Origin of the sequence: Flagellimonas algicida, from assembly GCF_049629585.1 — a bacterium.
GTDB lineage: Bacteria > Bacteroidota > Bacteroidia > Flavobacteriales > Flavobacteriaceae > Flagellimonas.
This window is the reverse complement of the sequence record NZ_JBMYIX010000002.1, coordinates 480,208-497,658: the sequence shown is the minus strand read 5'-3', so window position 1 is coordinate 497,658 and position 17,451 is coordinate 480,208. Positions and strand designations below refer to the sequence as shown.

Annotated in this window: 16 protein-coding genes; 12 read left to right on the top strand and 4 right to left on the bottom strand. The window is 43.3% G+C overall.

Annotated features, from left to right (window positions below; translation table 11 throughout):
• Nucleotides 1-83 precede the first annotated feature (83 nt).
• A complete protein-coding gene (gene lepA, locus ACPD8L_RS11045; protein WP_423943389.1) occupies nucleotides 84-1,880 on the top strand; it encodes a translation elongation factor 4 in 1,797 nt (598 codons plus the stop codon).
• Nucleotides 1,881-1,910: 30 nt separating this feature from the next.
• Here the strand turns inward: lepA and ACPD8L_RS11040 are convergent, their stop codons facing one another.
• Both ACPD8L_RS11040 and ACPD8L_RS11035 read right to left on the bottom strand, forming a co-directional pair.
• Nucleotides 1,911-2,213, bottom strand: coding sequence for a hypothetical protein (locus tag ACPD8L_RS11040; protein ID WP_423943388.1), 303 nt, complete (start codon nucleotides 2,211-2,213; stop codon nucleotides 1,911-1,913).
• Nucleotides 2,214-2,362: 149 nt separating this feature from the next.
• Nucleotides 2,363-4,201 (bottom strand): cation:proton antiporter, encoded by a 1,839-nt coding sequence (locus ACPD8L_RS11035; RefSeq protein ID WP_116216637.1) that lies wholly within the window; start codon nucleotides 4,199-4,201, stop codon nucleotides 2,363-2,365.
• 199 nt (nucleotides 4,202-4,400) lie between these two features.
• On the opposite strand from ACPD8L_RS11035, the gene ACPD8L_RS11030 reads away from it, so the two are divergent.
• The 11 genes from ACPD8L_RS11030 to ACPD8L_RS10980 all read left to right on the top strand — a co-directional run bounded on the left by ACPD8L_RS11030 (nucleotide 4,401) and on the right by ACPD8L_RS10980 (nucleotide 16,350).
• Nucleotides 4,401-5,267, top strand: a complete 867-nt coding sequence (locus tag ACPD8L_RS11030) for an MBL fold metallo-hydrolase (protein WP_423943387.1) — start codon at nucleotides 4,401-4,403, stop codon at nucleotides 5,265-5,267.
• 17 nt (nucleotides 5,268-5,284) lie between these two features.
• Nucleotides 5,285-6,937, top strand: coding sequence for a S8 family peptidase (locus ACPD8L_RS11025; RefSeq protein WP_423943385.1), 1,653 nt, complete (start codon nucleotides 5,285-5,287; stop codon nucleotides 6,935-6,937).
• A gap of 1 nt (nucleotide 6,938) precedes the next feature.
• The gene (locus ACPD8L_RS11020; RefSeq protein ID WP_423943384.1) at nucleotides 6,939-8,789 is read left to right on the top strand and encodes a M1 family metallopeptidase; all 1,851 of its coding nucleotides are present in this window, start codon (nucleotides 6,939-6,941) and stop codon (nucleotides 8,787-8,789) included.
• 73 nt (nucleotides 8,790-8,862) lie between these two features.
• Nucleotides 8,863-9,246, top strand: a complete 384-nt coding sequence (rnpA, locus tag ACPD8L_RS11015) for a ribonuclease P protein component (RefSeq protein WP_116216641.1) — start codon at nucleotides 8,863-8,865, stop codon at nucleotides 9,244-9,246.
• The gene (locus ACPD8L_RS11010) at nucleotides 9,230-10,861 is read left to right on the top strand and encodes a S41 family peptidase (protein ID WP_293303746.1); all 1,632 of its coding nucleotides are present in this window, start codon (nucleotides 9,230-9,232) and stop codon (nucleotides 10,859-10,861) included. Before rnpA ends, ACPD8L_RS11010 begins: the two co-directional genes overlap by 17 nt.
• 134 nt (nucleotides 10,862-10,995) lie before the next feature.
• A complete protein-coding gene (locus ACPD8L_RS11005; RefSeq protein WP_116216643.1) occupies nucleotides 10,996-11,952 on the top strand; it encodes a hypothetical protein in 957 nt (318 codons plus the stop codon).
• 59 nt (nucleotides 11,953-12,011) lie between these two features.
• Nucleotides 12,012-12,962: a DUF2157 domain-containing protein gene (locus ACPD8L_RS11000; RefSeq protein ID WP_423943381.1), complete on the top strand. Its 951-nt coding sequence runs from the start codon at nucleotides 12,012-12,014 to the stop codon at nucleotides 12,960-12,962.
• The gene (locus ACPD8L_RS10995) at nucleotides 12,959-14,026 is read left to right on the top strand and encodes a DUF4401 domain-containing protein (protein WP_423943379.1); all 1,068 of its coding nucleotides are present in this window, start codon (nucleotides 12,959-12,961) and stop codon (nucleotides 14,024-14,026) included. The genes ACPD8L_RS11000 and ACPD8L_RS10995 overlap by 4 nt, the downstream gene beginning before the upstream one ends.
• The gene (locus tag ACPD8L_RS10990) at nucleotides 14,013-14,501 is read left to right on the top strand and encodes a GDYXXLXY domain-containing protein (RefSeq protein WP_423943378.1); all 489 of its coding nucleotides are present in this window, start codon (nucleotides 14,013-14,015) and stop codon (nucleotides 14,499-14,501) included. The genes ACPD8L_RS10995 and ACPD8L_RS10990 overlap by 14 nt, the downstream gene beginning before the upstream one ends.
• Before the next feature lie 15 nt (nucleotides 14,502-14,516).
• A complete protein-coding gene (gene dcm / locus ACPD8L_RS10985) occupies nucleotides 14,517-15,752 on the top strand; it encodes a DNA (cytosine-5-)-methyltransferase (RefSeq protein WP_423943376.1) in 1,236 nt (411 codons plus the stop codon).
• Complete coding sequence (locus ACPD8L_RS10980; RefSeq protein ID WP_423943374.1) at nucleotides 15,742-16,350, top strand: hypothetical protein; 609 nt, start codon at nucleotides 15,742-15,744, stop codon at nucleotides 16,348-16,350. Before dcm ends, ACPD8L_RS10980 begins: the two co-directional genes overlap by 11 nt.
• A gap of 1 nt (nucleotide 16,351) precedes the next feature.
• Here ACPD8L_RS10980 and ACPD8L_RS10975 read toward each other — a convergent pair whose 3' ends face one another.
• Together ACPD8L_RS10975 and ACPD8L_RS10970 are read right to left on the bottom strand one after the other, a co-directional pair.
• A complete protein-coding gene (locus ACPD8L_RS10975) occupies nucleotides 16,352-16,792 on the bottom strand; it encodes a GNAT family N-acetyltransferase (RefSeq protein ID WP_423943372.1) in 441 nt (146 codons plus the stop codon).
• A 62-nt stretch (nucleotides 16,793-16,854) separates the two neighbouring features.
• Nucleotides 16,855-17,286: an RpiB/LacA/LacB family sugar-phosphate isomerase gene (locus ACPD8L_RS10970; protein ID WP_423943370.1), complete on the bottom strand. Its 432-nt coding sequence runs from the start codon at nucleotides 17,284-17,286 to the stop codon at nucleotides 16,855-16,857.
• Nucleotides 17,287-17,451 lie beyond the last annotated feature (165 nt).

The following is a 17,451-nucleotide window of genomic DNA, read 5'->3' as shown; positions in this document are numbered from 1 at the left end:
TCATAAAAAAGCATTTGTAGGTAGCTAAAACAGCTATATTTGCAGTTGCTATCAATCTGCTTTTGGATTGACAACCGATGGATATGGAGAAGATTAGGAATTTTTGCATCATTGCACATATAGATCATGGTAAGAGTACCTTGGCGGACCGTTTATTGGACTTCACGGGATCTGTTACCGAACGCGAAAAACAGGACCAATTGCTGGACAATATGGATTTGGAGCGCGAGCGTGGCATTACCATTAAAAGCCATGCCATACAAATGGAGTATGTGCACAATGGGGAAACCTATGTCCTTAACTTGATAGACACTCCCGGGCACGTGGATTTTTCCTATGAGGTTTCCCGTTCCATTGCGGCCTGTGAAGGAGCGCTTTTGGTTGTTGATGCCGCACAGAGCATACAAGCACAGACTATTTCCAACCTGTATTTGGCCTTGGAGAACGATTTGGAAATCATTCCTGTTCTCAACAAAGTGGATTTACCCAGTGCCAACCCGGAAGAGGTGACCGATGATATTGTAGACCTTTTGGGCTGTAAGCCCGAAGAAGTGATTCCGGCCAGTGCCAAAACTGGAATAGGTATCGAGGAAATCCTAAATGCCATTATTGAGCGTATTCCAGCTCCAAAAGGTAACGTAGATGAGCCTTTGCAGGCCTTGGTCTTTGATTCGGTCTATAATCCATTCCGAGGCGTTGAGACCTACTTTCGGGTCATCAATGGAGAAATTAAAAAGGGGCAGAAAATTAAGTTCGTAGCCACTGGAAAATCCTATGATGCCGATGAAATTGGCACCTTGAAATTACGCCAGTTGCCCAAAAACAAAATATCCGCAGGGGACGTGGGCTATTTGATCACCGGTATCAAAGATGCCCGTGAGGTAAAAGTGGGAGATACCATTACCGATGCCGCCAACCCCACCAAAAATGCCATTGAAGGTTTTGAGGATGTAAAACCTATGGTTTTTGCTGGAATCTATCCAGTGGACACCGAAGATTTTGAAGAACTGCGCTCCTCCATGGAGAAACTGCAGCTCAATGATGCTTCCTTGGTCTTTACCCCCGAAAGTAGTGCGGCTCTGGGCTTTGGGTTCCGATGTGGCTTCTTGGGCATGCTGCATATGGAAATCATCCAGGAACGTCTGGAGCGCGAATTTGATATGACCGTGATCACCACGGTGCCCAACGTTAGCTACCATGCCTTTACCACCAAGGATAGGGAAACTGCTGTTATTGTCAACAACCCATCAGATTTACCTGATCCTTCCACCGTAGACCGTGTGGAAGAACCCTACATTAAGGCCACCATCATTACCAAATCTGATTTTGTGGGGAACGTCATGTCACTCTGTATCGAAAAGCGTGGGCAGATCGTCAACCAGACCTATTTGACCACGGAACGGGTGGAGCTTATTTTTGATATGCCTTTGGCCGAAATCGTTTTTGACTTTTACGACCGCTTGAAAACCGTTTCAAAAGGGTATGCTTCTTTTGATTATACCCCTATTGGAATGCGGGTATCCAAGCTGGTGAGGGTAGATATCCTATTGAACGCACAACCCGTTGATGCCTTGTCCGCATTGGTGCATTTTGACAATGCCCACACCATTGGCAAGAAAATGTGCGAAAAGCTGAAGGAACTTATCCCAAGGCAGCAGTTTGATATTCCCATACAGGCTGCCATTGGTTCCAAAATCATTTCTAGGGAAACCATCAAGGCGTTGCGAAAAGATGTGACCGCCAAGTGTTATGGTGGGGATATTTCCCGTAAACGAAAACTCTTGGAAAAACAGAAAAAGGGTAAAAAGCGTATGCGCCAAGTAGGAAATGTGGAAATTCCACAACAAGCATTTATGGCCGTTTTAAAGTTGAATGATTAGAGGTTGATGATATTGTCTACTCTTTCAGTGCTATAATTCCAAGTTTTCCAATTGGCATCCAATGCCCACAAAATCCTTGGCGGAATGTCCTTCCAAATCTTCCTCGGTGAGGGATTTTTCAATATCGCCATGGTATAGGGTGTACGTCCCGTCCAGATGGTCGCAAATTTCCAATTCAATACCATCTTTGGCCATGCAGGAGTAGCACTCCATATTTTTGCTTACTTCCGGAGCTTCTTCCAAAATTGAATTTTCTTCAATAAATCGTTCTGCATCAAAAGAGCAAGATGCAAAAACCCATAATACAATACCAGAAAATAGTGTCGTTCTCATTTTGTTCCTGTTTAATTGGTTAACAATCAACAAGGAAGGTATCCATAGTCAGCCTAGAATAGGTATATGAATTGACGGATGGCCCATTTGAATTGACGGATGGGCAAAAATTGAGGATTTCGACTGGATTTATTTCCTAATATGGGTTTTTAGGACGGTTCTTTCTCTGTGGAAAAGCGTTTTCCCAAATAGACCAGTTTGTACCCGTCGCCCTTGGGCTCAAAGTCCTTACTGTTGGCGGGCATGATTTCTATGCTTCCGTTGGGCGATTTGGTAAATACGGGAATGATGTCATTCTCCTGTTGGGTAATGTCTATCAAACTGTCGTAATGTGCTTTGTCCTTCAAATCAATTTCATGAATGGCAGGATACTTTCGCACCGTATCCATAAGTTTGATGAAGTCATCGGTATGGGAAAACAATCCTTCCTTGGGGTTGACATCCGGATTGTTCACCTCTTCGGTATTCACCAAGCGGAAGGCTCCGTTTTCACCAAACTGCTTTTGGAACTTGTCTATGGCAAACTTGTTAATGTCCGAGTTTCCGGTCAGTGCCATAAGATATCCCATATCGTTCAACTCAATATTATCTGTCAGGGTGTCCGAAAATATATTGGCGGTAATGGCGTCCAGTCCCAGTTTTTTGGCCTTGTCCACATTGGTTTGGTTGTTGTCTATCAGCACCACATGCCTGTTGTTCTTCCGTAAATAGTTTCCAATGATCCTGGATAATCTGGAAGCTCCTATAATTAAAATGCCTTCCGATTTTTTTAGGAACACCCCAACCAATTTGGCAAAAAGCCTTGCCGTGGTAGCGTTCAGCAATACTGTTCCCAAAACAATCATAAAGACCAATGGGGTAATGTATTCCGCGCCGGGTTCTCCTTTGGCCAGCAACTTAGACCCAAACAGGGAGGCAATACCCGCGGCCACGATACCCCTTGGACCCACCCAGCCAATGAAGAGTTTCTCGTTGAGCTTTAAATTGGACCCCTGAGCACTCAGGAAAACCCCCAACGGCCGTATGATAAAAACCACCACGGCAAAAAGAGCGACCGTGTTCCAGTTCATGATCAGTTCCATATCGGCAATGTTGATATTGGCGGACAACAGTATAAAAAGTATGGAAATGAGCAGCACACTCAACGATTCCTTAAAATATAACAGCTCCTTAAGATTGGGCAGGTTCATGTTCCCCATGACCATTCCCATGACCACCACCGCCAACAGCCCCGATTCATGGGCAAAAAGATCGGACTCCACATATACGAGCAACACCGTAGACAGGGAAACCACATTCAACAAATAATGGGGGATAAAGTTCTTTTTTATGGCAAAGGCCAATGCATGGGCAAACGTAAACCCAAAGGTGGTCCCGAACAGTAGAATCTTACCAAACTCAATCAAAGCGGTTTGGGTAAAGGTAGATCCCTCACCAACACTGATGAACTCAAACACCAAAACCGCGACCAATGCCCCGATTGGGTCGATTAAGATTCCTTCCCATTTCAATACGGCCGAAACGTCCTTTTTTAAAGGTATGTTCCTAAGAATTGGGGTAATAACCGTAGGGCCCGTAACAATGATCAATGCGGAAAAAAGGAATGAAATCTGCCATGTAAGCCCAAAAATATAATGGGTGGCCACTCCAGCTCCAAAAAATGTGACCACGGTCCCTATGGTAATCAACTTGGTGATTACCGGACCCACATTGGATATTTCGGCCCGTTTTAAGGTAAGACCTCCCTCAAACAGAATCACACTGATCGCCAAGGAAACAAAATAATAAAGTCCTTCTCCGGGGAACAATCCTTTTTCACCATTCCATATGGGTTCTATGAGTTTTGAGCCGTCTTCGGTATACAGGGTGGATACAGGTCCTACCAGCAATCCTATGAGTATCAGGGGCAAAATGGCCGGAAGTTTAAACCTCCAGGCCACCCACTGTGCAATGATGCCAAGAATAATGATTCCCGCAAGTTCAAGCATGGGTCTTAGTTTTTTTGAAATTTACTGCTTTTCTTTTAGAATTTACCCCATATGGCAAATGGGATAAATTTTTTGTTGTTGGCATTTAATTCGGATAACCCTTTAATTCTTCCAATTTGTTAAAATAGGGCCAATAAAACCGTATTTTTTAACTTTATGCATTGGGCTTTTCTTATTTTGCATGCCATTTGTTTTCTGAATGACGATATATCCTGTAGAGACCGGTAATTTTAAATTGGACGGCGGCGCCATGTTCGGAGTGGTCCCAAAATCCATTTGGAACCGTACCAATCCTGCCGATAACAACAATATGATAGACCTTGGGGCACGCTGCCTTTTGGTCGAGGATGGTGACAAGCTCATCTTGATCGATACGGGTCTGGGCAACAAACAATCCGAAAAGTTTTTCAGCTATTATTACCTATGGGGAGACCATTCCTTGGATGGTTCCTTGAAAAAATTGGGGTTTCATAGGGATGATATCACCGATGTCTTTATGACCCATCTTCATTTTGACCACTGTGGTGGCAGTATTCAATGGAACAAGGATCGAACAGGATACGAGCCCGCTTTTAAAAATGCCTCTTTTTGGACCAACAAATCCCATTGGAAATGGGCCACTGAACCCAATGCAAGGGAGAAAGCTTCCTTTTTAAAGGAAAACCTACTTCCTATGGAAGAAAGTGGTCAGCTTAAATTTCTAGAGAAGTCAAGTTCATCCTTTCAGGAAAAATCGGAATTGGGGTTTGGCATCCACTTTGTGGATGGTCATACCGAAAAGCAAATGCTCCCCCACATCAACTATAAGGGCAAGACCCTTGTTTTTGTGGCAGACTTGGTGCCCACCGTCGGGCATATTCCGTTACCCTACGTAATGGGCTATGACACCCGTCCATTGTTGACACTTGAAGAAAAAGCAGCATTTTTAAACGCTGCGGCCGACAATGGTTGGCTATTGTTCTTTGAGCACGATGCCCATAATCAGCTTTGCTCTTTAAAACACACGGAGAAAGGCGTTCGATTGGACGAAGTGTTCTCTTTCAACGAAATATTCAATACACAATAACAGTTTACTTTTTATATATGAACCCTACCTATCGTATCCTCTCGCTCGCTTCCTTATCCGCATCAATGTTTTTGATGGGTTGTGGCGCTACCACCACTTTGGTTTCCACTCCTGTGGAGAATATCGATACCGTTCCGTTAAAAATCTCTGAGCTTTCGGATGCAGAGAAAAAGAGCTGGGGCCATGCCGACCTCATTACGGATACCATTCCCGGAATGAGCGTGGACAAGGCCTACAACGAAATCATTAAAAACAAAAAGGGCAAGACCATCATTGTTGCCGTTGTGGATTCTGGAATCGACCTGGAACATGAAGACCTGAGCGGAGTACTCTGGACCAACAAGGGAGAAAAACCCAATAATGGGAAGGATGATGACGGCAATGGATATGTGGACGACATCCACGGGTACAATTTTCTTGGCGATGCCTATAATGAACAATTGGAGTATGTTAGAATGCTTCGATTGAATGTGGGTGATGCATCCGAAAGGGCAAAGGCACGCATCCTTTTGGATGGTGAATACCCGGAGGCTCTACAGAACAAACAACAGTACGAACAGATTTTCCAAGTGGTTACAAATGCGGATAATACCGTTAAGGAAGCTCTTGGCAAAGAAACCTATACCAAAGAGGAGCTGTTGGCCATAGAGGCCAAGACTGAACAAATGCAGCAAAGTGTTGCCATTTTATCCCAAATGTTCACCTATGGGGAAAGTATTCCCAGTGTTTTGGAAGAACTGGAAGAGGGCATTACTTACTTTGCCGATCAGGTCAACTATAACCTCAACAAAGACTTTAATGGCAGGGCTCCCATTGGCGATAATCCCTATGACATAGCCGATGTGCCTTATGGAAACGGCAATCCCAAAAACCAGGTAGATTCCGAAAGCCATGGCACCCACGTAGCGGGAATCATTGCTGCTGAGCGCAATAATGGCAAAGGAATCAACGGTGTGGCCCAAAATGTGGAAATCATGAGTTTACGTGCCGTTCCCAATGGGGATGAATACGACAAAGATATTGCTCTCGCCATCCGATATGCGGTGGACAATGGGGCCAAGGTCATCAATTGTAGCTTTGGAAAGTCGTTTTCCCCAAAAGCGGAATGGGTGTACAATGCCATTCAATATGCCGCATCAAGGGATGTTTTAATAGTACATGCCGCAGGTAACGACGGGAACAATCTGGACAATCCCGAAAACCCCAACTATCCAAATGACCATAGGTTTGGCACTGTTGAGTTCGTTGACAACGTCATCACTGTTGGGGCCCTTACCAGCAGTTATGGTTCCAAGATGGTGGCCACTTTCTCCAACTATGGTGAGCAAAACGTGGATGTTTTTGCCCCTGGTGACGATATTTATTCCACCATGCCCAACAGCACGTATGAGTTTCAGGGAGGCACTTCCATGGCTGCCCCGGCAGTGGCCGGTGTTGCCGCATTGATTCGCTCCTATTATCCCAATCTCACGGCCACGCAGGTAAAGCATATCATCATGCAATCTGGTTTGCGATCAAAGGCCTCTGTCATCTTATCTGGTGATGCTGCAAAATCAGATGCCTTCAATACTATTTCAAAATCTGGAAAAATGGTCAATGCCTACAATGCCCTACTTTTGGCAGATAACATTGCAACAGGCAAAATGACCTTGGAAAGCAATTCAAAATAAAATGAAACAACTACACCTATTCCTTTTTGCCGTTGTAACCACACTTACAACCCTTTCTGCACAGAATACTGCCTATTGGCAACAGCATGTGGATTACACCATGGATGTAAACATGGATGTAAAGACCTATCAATATACCGGAACACAGAAACTGGTCTACACCAATAATTCTCCCGATGCCCAGAACCGTGTATTCTATCATTTGTACTATAACGCTTTCCAGCCTGGGAGCGAGATGGACATGCGACTACAGAGCATAAAAGACCCAGATGGACGCATGATGGAAAACGGGAAAAGCCGCATTGCTTCCCTTTCGGAAAGTGAAATGGGTTATTTACATGTGGAAAACCTTACCCAAGACGGACAAGCGGTTTCCTTTGTTGAGGAAGGCACTATTTTGGTGGTAGATTTGGCCAAGCCCATCCCTTCCGGAGGAAAAACCACCTTGGAAATGACCTTTAAAGGTCAGGTTCCCCTTCAAATTAGAAGGGCCGGAAGAAACAGCAAAGAAGGTGTGGCCCTTTCCATGAGCCAATGGTATCCCAAACTTTCAGAATATGATTTTGAGGGATGGCACCCCACCCCGTACATTGCCCGGGAATTCCATGGGGTCTGGGGCAATTTTGATGTAAAGCTTACCTTGGACAAAACCTATACTGTAGGCGGGTCCGGTTATCTGCAAAACCCAGATGAGATTGGACACGGATATGAATCCCCCGGAACCAAGGTAAAGACCAAGGGCAAAACGCTCACTTGGCATTTTGTGGCGCCAAACGTACATGATTTTATGTGGGCCGCCGACCCGGAGTATATTCATGACACTTTAAAAATGCAGGACGGACCCGTGCTTCATTTCTTTTACAAAAATGACCCCGAAATCATTGAAAACTGGAAAAAACTGCAACCCAAAACCGAAGACGCCATGCGCTTCTTCAGCAACAACATTGGGCAATATCCCTACGAACAATATTCTGTGGTACAAGGGGGTGACGGCGGTATGGAATACGCCATGAGTACCTTGATCACTGGGGGCAGGGATTTTGGAAGCTTGGTCAGCGTCATGGTCCATGAAATGGCACATTCCTGGTTTCAACATGTGTTGGCCACCAACGAGTCCAAGCACGAATGGATGGATGAGGGCTTCACTACCTTTATCAGTAGTTTATGCAAAAGTGAAATCATGGACCAAAACACGGAAAACCCTTTTGAGGGCTCTTACAAAGGGTATTATGCCCTGGTGAACTCTGGTCTGGAAATGCCGCAATCCACTCATGCAGACCGATATCCCACCAACTTTGCCTATGGTATTTCGGCCTATAGCAAGGGAGCTGTTTTTCTTTCGCAGTTGGGCTATATCATTGGACAGGATAAATTGATGGAGACCATCCACAAGTATTTTGATGATTTCAAGTTTAAGCACCCCGTGCCCAATGATGTGATCCGAACCGCCGAAAAAGTATCGGGCATGCAATTGGGTTGGTACCTTACCGATTGGACCCAGACCACCAATACCATCGATTACGGCATCAAGAGTGTTGAGGCTGATGGCGACAAAACCAAGGTCACCTTGGAACGCATTGGTGAAATGCCCATGCCCTTGGATATTTTGGTCGTTGGGGCAGACGGCTCCCAGACCACCTATTACATTCCTTTGCGGATGATGTACGGTGAAAAGGACAACCCTTATCAAAATTTAAAAAGAACAACCTTGGAGGATTGGCCTTGGGCATATCCAACCTATGAGTTCACTTTGGACATGCCTGTGGAAAACGTTCAAGCCATGGTGATAGATCCATCACAGCTCATGGCCGATGTAAATGTTGAAAACAACATATATCAAGCCAATCCATAGGTTTTCTCAATGTATATTTGAGTAATTTGGCATAGCAATTTGTCTTGTTGGACAAAGCTCTAGATAAATACTGATGCATACTTTCCCAAGAAAAGAGAAACTTAAAAGCAAAAAGGTTTTTGAAGACCTCTTTATGGATGGAAAAAACATCAGTGAATTTCCCATAAAACTTATCTACAGAAACACCAATTTTAAGGATGGCGTACCCATTAAGGTCGGTGTGGTCGCGCCAAAGAAAAAATTTAGGCATGCCGTTGATCGCAATCGCATAAAACGTCTTTTACGGGAAGCCTACAGGCTCAACAAGCCCCTCATTTTTAACAACATTGAGGGAAACTTTGCGTTCTTATTTTTATACCTTGGCAAGAGACAGCCCTCGTTTAGCGAGCTGGATATGGCCATGAAACAACTTTTGGAAGCCTTTCTAAAAAAAGAATCCCATGAAAGCAACAACTAAAAAAAAGCTCCTCATTCCCATTTTAGCGGCAATCGTTTTGGTGGGGGCCAGTGGTTTTGCCGTAAAGAGTGATTTTTTTGAAATCGCAAAACAGATTGAAATCTTCACCACGCTTTTCAAGGAGTTGAACATGAACTATGTGGATGAGACCAATCCCGCGGAACTCATGGATTCTGCCATCAAGAACATGTTGGGCGAATTGGACCCCTACACACAGTTTTTGAACGAACAGGATGTGGAGGCCTATAAAATCAATAATGCTGGGGAATATTCCGGTATTGGGGCCGTGGTACGTTCCTATGAAAGCAAGCTGCTCATTGTGGAACCGTATAAGGGGTATGCCGCGGACAAGGCCGGCCTAAAGGCCGGGGATGAAATCATAAAAATTGGCGAGACCAAGGTTTCCGATTTTGACGATGATGCCGGTGAACTTCTCAAAGGGGCGGCAAATACAAGTGTGGAAGTAACCTTTGTGAGGCAAGGGGAAACCAAAACGGCCACCATTACCCGTGAAGGCGTTGAGGTGGATGCTGTTCCTTTTTATGACATGATCGACGAGAAAACCGGATATATTGTCCTTTCCCGTTTCAACCGAAAGGCTTCTGGCCAGACCAAATCCGCCCTTCAGGACCTAAAAGGTCGTGGTGCCGAAAGATTGGTGTTGGATTTACGTGGAAACCCAGGCGGACTGCTTTCAGAAGCCATTAATGTGACCAATCTCTTTGTGCCCAAGGGTGAGCTCATTGTCACCACAAAATCCAAGGTCAAGAAATTCAATCAGGAATACCGCACCAAAAACCAACCTGAGGATAAAGACATCCCATTGGTGGTCTTGGTAGATGGTAGCAGTGCTTCGGCCAGTGAAATTGTATCCGGTGGATTACAGGACTTGGACCGCGCCGTGGTCATGGGAGCCCGAAGTTTTGGAAAAGGCCTAGTGCAACGTCCTTTGAAGCTTACCTATGGAACCCAATTGAAAGTCACTATATCCCGTTATTTTACACCTTCAGGCAGATGCATCCAAGCGTTGGATTACTGGCATCGGGACGAGGAAGGAAATGCCGTGCGAAACACCAATTTTAAAGAGTTCTCCACCCGAAATGGGCGAAAGGTCCAAGATGGTGGCGGGGTAATGCCCGATGTGGTCATCAATTCCTTGCGAACCAATTCCCTCATAGATGCCTTGGAGCATAACAATATTGTTTTTGACTTTGCCACCGACTATTATTACGACCATTCTTTTGATTCTGTAGACGATTTTTCTTTTTCCAATGCTGATTACACCGCATTCAAAAAATACGCCCAAGAACAGAATTTTTCCTTCCAAACGGAAACAGAGTCCATATTGGAGCAATCTATCAACGCTGATGACACCCTATTGGGCCCTGATGTACAGGAAAAATACAAAGACCTTCTGCTTGCAGTAAACCGGGGAAAAATATCGGCTTTGGACACCTATCAGAATGAAATTCAAAAGAATTTGGAAGATGAAATCATCACCCGTTATTTTTATAAGGACGGACTCTATGCCTACTATCTACAGCACGATGATGCCATTTTAACCGCAAAGGAGCTTCTTTCAGATGCTTCCAAGTACTCGGAAATCTTACAGTAAATTTTCGTTTTTGGCGTAATGCCTCTTGCAACAGGCCAAATAGAATGGCCTTTTCGTCAACCCAAAGCTGGTAACGGTCAGATCGCGGGGTATTCTTCTCCTCGTTTCCGTATTTTTCCTAAAATCTAACCCTAATGACCTACACCATTATAACCTTGGCCGTTGTGGGGCTGACATTACTGTATTGGCTCTATGTTTTGGTGTCGAATTGTTTTCGTACACATTTTTCCATCTGGACCGCACAAAAGAAAGGTTTGGCCCCAGTAATGCAGGCTACCATTCTCTCTACAAAAACCCTTAAGCCCGGAAAGTATCCTTTGTTGGAGCTCCAGATTGTCTTTGAGAATTTCTCCGGTCATACCATTCATAGGGCCATTCGGTTTAGAGATAGCCAGCCCGGGTTGGAACGGTTTGTGCCCAACAAAGTAATCCATGTGGGACTGGACCCCACCAAAAGACCCCGTGATCCCGTATTGCCCATGTATGTTAAGCGCCCTGTTTCCTTTGCTTTTATGTTATTCTGTAGTTTGTTTACCATTGGATATATTGCTGGGTGTTATTTCCTTGTGGGCGAAGCCTTTTCAAGAATCTATCTTTTGCCCGAAAAATACGAACGGGTTTTTGCAGCTTCTGCGGTTTGGCAATTGGGTTTTGTTTTTTTGGTTATTTACATTGTCCTTAGATGGGTACTCATACGAATAGGTCTATTTGTAAAAAAATCCACCAAATTGCAAAATTGGGACCTGTTCTATAGTGGTTTGGGTACTACGGCAATGATCAAGGAATATAGAGATACCGGGATATTGATCAATGAGAATCCAAAGGTTGAGTTTACCTACACTTTTATGGACTATTCTGGACAAATTGTTAAGGGAAAGGATCAAAAAGTAGTGGGAAAACTGAAAACTGCCAAGCTATCCATGATGAGTGGTATGGAAATCATGTATTTACCCGATGATCCATCCGTTTCACGAATGTTGGAGAATCTGGGGGACCACGAAACCCAGCAGGCAATAGGTTTTTTTATGCAATTGGGCCTATTTCTCTTTTCGGCTATTGTTGTGTCACTTTTTTGCCTGGATATACTCTAAAAAATGAAAGGTTCATATATGTCCAGTCTATATCCCTTTTTTAGTACATTGTAATGGATATGTCAAAAATTACCAGGGAAGATATTCAAATCATAAGCCGTTGCAGCAATTGGTCGGAAAAAGGTGTTTCCAAAACTTTGACCGATGCTGTTTATGCCGATAAATCATCGTGGCTGGCATTTTTAAGGCTTTTATTCCTAGGCATCGGGGTTTCATTTACCGTTGCGGGAATCATTTTTTTCTTTGCCTACAATTGGGCCGACCTTAACAAATTTGTAAAGCTTGGACTAATGGAAGGATTGGTCCTCCTAGTTTCTTTAGGGGCACTTTTTTTCAAAACAAACCCATTGATCAAAAAAATATTGCTTACTGCGGCAGCAGTACTTATCGGTGCTTCATTGGCGGTCTTTGGTCAGGTTTATCAGACCGGGGCCAATGCGTACGATTTCTTTTTGGTTTGGGTCTTGTTCATTACACTATGGGTCGTTATATCCCGCTTTGCTCCTTTTTGGATCATCTACATTGCACTGATCAATACCACTGTGTTTCTTTATGCAGACCAAGTGGCCAAAGATTGGTCCGAAATTTTTGTGCTTACATTGTGTTTCCTGATAAACCTCTTCTTCTTAATTGGTTTTTTATTGGTATCTAAATATAAAACTGATATGAAATTCCCGATATGGAGTACCCATCTGATTGGTTTATCCGCAATTACACTGGCGACCATGGGCATTTCAATTGGGATTTTTGACGACCCTGAATCTCCATTTTGGGAATTATTGGCCATAACCTGTTTGTTTTATGTTCTAGGTGTTTGGTATGGATTAAAGAACAAGAGCACTTTTTATTTAGCCGCAATACCCTTTAGTGTCATCCTAATTATCTGCGTCTCGTTCCTTCATGTATCTGAAGAAGCGGGAATGTTTTTCATCATTGGCCTGTTTATCATTGGCAGTGTCACCGTATTGATCAAAACCTTAATGGAACTTCAACGCAAATGGACAACATGAAAAACATAGAACCCTTTTTGGATACCATAGGTGCTGTAGAAGGGACCTCCTTCTCCTATAACGAAGGTGCCATCAAGGCAGAATATGCCAAACAGCACAAAAGTAGATCCAATCTGGTCATCAAGGTGCTTTCTGTTTTTGGAATCTTATTTGCCACATTTGCTTTTTTTGGGTTTTTGGCCCTTTTGGGCATCTATGAGTCTGAACTGGGTATGCTACTTTTGGGGAGCATCCTTATGGTATTGTCCCTGTTATTGAACATAAAATTTGACACCCTCATCATTGATACTTTCGGGGCATCCATCTATGTGCTTGGCATTGTTCTGGTAATCTTTGGTTTGGCTTCATTTGATATGCATGAGGACCTTATAACCCTTCTGGTCATCAGCATAGCCTTATGTACTCTGTTCATTGTTCAGAACTATATCGTCTCCTTCATATCGGTATTGATCATTGCCTCCTGTTTTTTGGTTTTAATTTTTTCCAACGATTTGTTTGAGTTACTGCACTTTTATTTGACCTTCTACGCATTGGCCTTGGCGTATTGTTTTTTTAATGAACCTCTTTTTTTGACTTCCGGGACCAAGATGTCCAAAATATATGGCCCGCTTCGCATTGGGTTGATTTTTTCTTTGCTGTTTGGCCTTATTGCCATAGGCAATTACCGACTTGCCCCTCTATCCCAAAACATAAATTGGATATCTTCGCTTGTAATTATCGTTATCATACTATACTTGGTGGGATCTATTGCAAAAACCCTTGGTGTAGATTCCAAAAAAACCAAAATTTGGATATATACCCTTACGGGTCTCACTCTTTTACCAACGCTTTTTGCCCCATCCATTTCCGGGGCGCTTTTGATTGTGCTGCTCAGTTTTAGGGTACATCACAAAACAGGTTTGGGTATTGGCGTGGTGGCCTTGATCTATTTCGTGGTACAATATTACTATGATCTTAATTTGACGCTCTTGGTCAAGTCCATGCTGCTTTTTTCATCTGGGGTGGTCTTTGTGCTGTTTTACTTGTTTTTAACCAAAAAGTCCCGTGGTAATGAAAAAGTATAGTGCGGTCATCATCATGGTCAACCTTGTGGCCTTTTTTGTCTTTTTTAATCATTCCATTGTCAAAAAAGAAGAACTTTTGGAGCAGGGTGAACTGATTCTTTTGGAGTTGGCCCCAGTGGACCCACGATCCCTGATGCAGGGAGATTATATGTGGTTGCGGTACACCCTTTCAGAGGATATCAATAGCGACAGTATTCCCAAACGCGGGTTTTGCGTAGTGGGCTTGGATACCCGTGGCATTGCCCAGAAAAAAAGGTTCCAAAAAGAAAGGGCTCCGCTTGGCCAAAACGAATATCTTATTGAATACACTTCCCAAAATCGATGGAACATAAACATTGGCGCGGAATCTTTTTTCTTTCAGGAGGGAGAGGCCGAAAAATATGAGGCCGCAGAATATGGCGCTGTAAAAGTGGATAAAAAGGGCAACAGTATTTTGGTGGGATTGTACGATGCAGACCTCAAGAAAATAGAATAAATCCTATTTTTGGGCATGCAACAACTCAAGGTGTGTGAACTTTTTGCCGGTGTGGGCGGTTTTCGATTGGGTCTGGAAAAAACCGGACACTACAAAGTAGTGTGGAGCAATCAATGGGAGCCCTCAACCAAGACGCAGCATGCATCCAAGGTCTATGAGGCCCGTTTTGGTCCAGAAAACCATTCCAACACCAATATTGAAGAAGTTAACACCCCAGAAATTCCAGACCATGACATTTTGGTGGGCGGTTTTCCGTGCCAAGACTATTCCGTGGCCACATCACTCAAAAACTCTAAAGGACTTATTGGCAAAAAAGGGGTGTTGTGGTGGTCCATCCATCGTATTCTGACCGAAAAAAAGAACAAACCCAAATACCTTTTCTTGGAAAATGTGGATCGGCTTTTAAAGTCTCCATCATCGCAAAGAGGGCGTGATTTTGCGGTTATGCTGCGCAGCTTGTCCGATTTGGGTTATGCCGTGGAATGGCGCGTTATCAATGCGGCAGATTACGGTATGCCCCAGCGCCGAAGGCGCGTTTTTTTTCTGGCTTATCATATATCGACCCCTATTTATACCTCACTTAAAAAAGCCCATCCAAAGGATTGGTTATTCACCAACGGGGTAGTTTCCAATGCTTTTCCGATTGAACATAGCAACAAGCCCCATGTCTCTTTTGATTTGGATAAAGATTTGGTTTCCGTATCGAACGATTTCAACAAGAATCAAAAACTATCTCCTTTTTTAAATACCGGTTTGTGCATTGACGGAAAGGTTTATACCCAAAAAACAGCTCCTTCCTTCGATGGAAGTCGTACCACGCTTTCAGATATTTTGGAGAACGGGTCGGCTGACCCAAGTTTGTATATCGACACAAACGACCTTGAAAAATGGACGTATTTAAAAGGCGCCAAAAAAGAAATACGCAAGACCGGTACAGGTTTTGAATACAATTATAGCGAGGGAAGCATGGTGTTTCCCGATGCACTTGATCAACCTTCCAGAACCATTATAACCGGAGAAGGGGGCAAATCGCCTTCCCGGTTTAAGCACGTGGTCCAAACCTCCAAGGGACTACGAAGACTCTCCCCCATTGAACTGGAACGGTTGAACATGTTTCCCGACAATCACACCTTACTGGATGGAATCCCAGATGCCAAACGTGCATTTTTTATGGGTAACGCCCTTGTAGTGGGTATTGTGGAACAAATAGGTTCTGCCCTGTTCCACAAAATATCCCAACTTGAAAAGTAAGTTCTTATCCGACCTTTCCAAAGAAAAACAACTGGCCCCATTACTGGATTTTTATTACCAAAAGCACCTACAGCAATATGCTTTTGAGCGGGTTTCAAATCTAAAACAACAACGACAGGGCATAGATCTTATCCTTGAGCACAAAACCTCAAAAAATATATTCTATGTGGATGAGAAAGCCCAATTGGATTATGTAAACGAGAGTTTGCCCACTTTTGCTTTTGAACTTTTTTATCATAAAAATGGATATCAAAAACATGGCTGGCTATTCGATAATTCCAAAAAAACGCATTTTTATGCCTTGGTCACCAGTATTTTTTCTGATGAAGAAAAGATGTTCACTTCATGCAACATCACTTTTGTAAACCGAAAAAAATTGATTGGCCATCTGGTGGATTTAAATCTGACAGAGGAGCATTTGACCAAAGTTATCCGAAACAACGCGCAAACTAATGGAAAATTGATTTTGGAAAAACTTCATCCCAAAAAAGAGGGGTTTCTGTTCTTTTCCAAATCAAACAAAGCGGAAAAACCTATAAATCTTGTTTTAAGATTGGAGTTTTTAATTGAAATCGGGGTAGCAAAAAGGTTGGTATAATCTAATTTTTTATCATTTTCACATGGGGAATCCCATCTTCCAAGTATTCTTCCCCTATGCGTTCAAAACCTAATTCAGTATAAAATTTTAAAAGGTAGGTTTGGGCCGATATTTCAACAATGGTATTGGGAAAGCGTTGTTCTATTGCTTGTAAGGATGCCAACATGATTTGCTTCCCATATCCATATTTACGCTGATCGGCACCTACCACAACTCTTCCTATGCTGGAATTTTTAAAATAGTCGCCAGGTTTAAAAATCCGGGTATAGGCCACCACTTTATTATCCTTTGATCCAACTACATGAAGCGCTTTTTGGTCCTTGTTGTCCAAGTCTTGGTATACACAATCTTGTTCCACCACAAATACCTCGCTTCGCAAACGCATGATTTGGTAGAGTTCTGTGTTGGATAGTTCGTTAAAAGTCTTGGTAACTATTTCCATGAATGTTAGACCATACTATTTTGGAATGATCGGCACCAATGCGAATTGTACTTCCTCAATTTTTAGCTACAAGGAATCTTATCTATTCTTCGTTCATGTCTGCCTCCTTCGAACTTTGTGTTCAAAAAAGTTTCTACCATGTCCAATGCTTGCGGCAACGCAATAAATCGCGCAGGTAGACTTAATATGTTGGCATCATTGTGCTCCCGGGCCAAGGCCGTAATTTCCTTGTTCCAACAAAGGGCACCCCTAACTTTTTGATGCTTGTTTATGGTCATGGAGGCACCATTGCCACTTCCACAGATCACTATCCCCATATCCACTTTACCTTCCTCTACATCTGAGGCAACAGGATGCGTAAAGTCGGGATAATCCACACTATCGGTACCATCGGTACCATAATTGACAACATCGATACCTTTGGATTTCAAAAGTCCTATAATGGCCAATTTATAGTCGGTTCCTGCGTGATCGTTTCCAATGGCAATTTTCATAGTGCATGTATTAAGATGGTGGATTGCAAAGGTACGATTCTTTTTGAGTGCATGTGTTGATAAAAAACACGCCATTCTTGCATTTTGTTGTTTTACAAGGAATTACGATTTCACCCATTTTGTTGATCGTTTTAAGAAAACTTGGAGCAATTAAATTTTGTAATT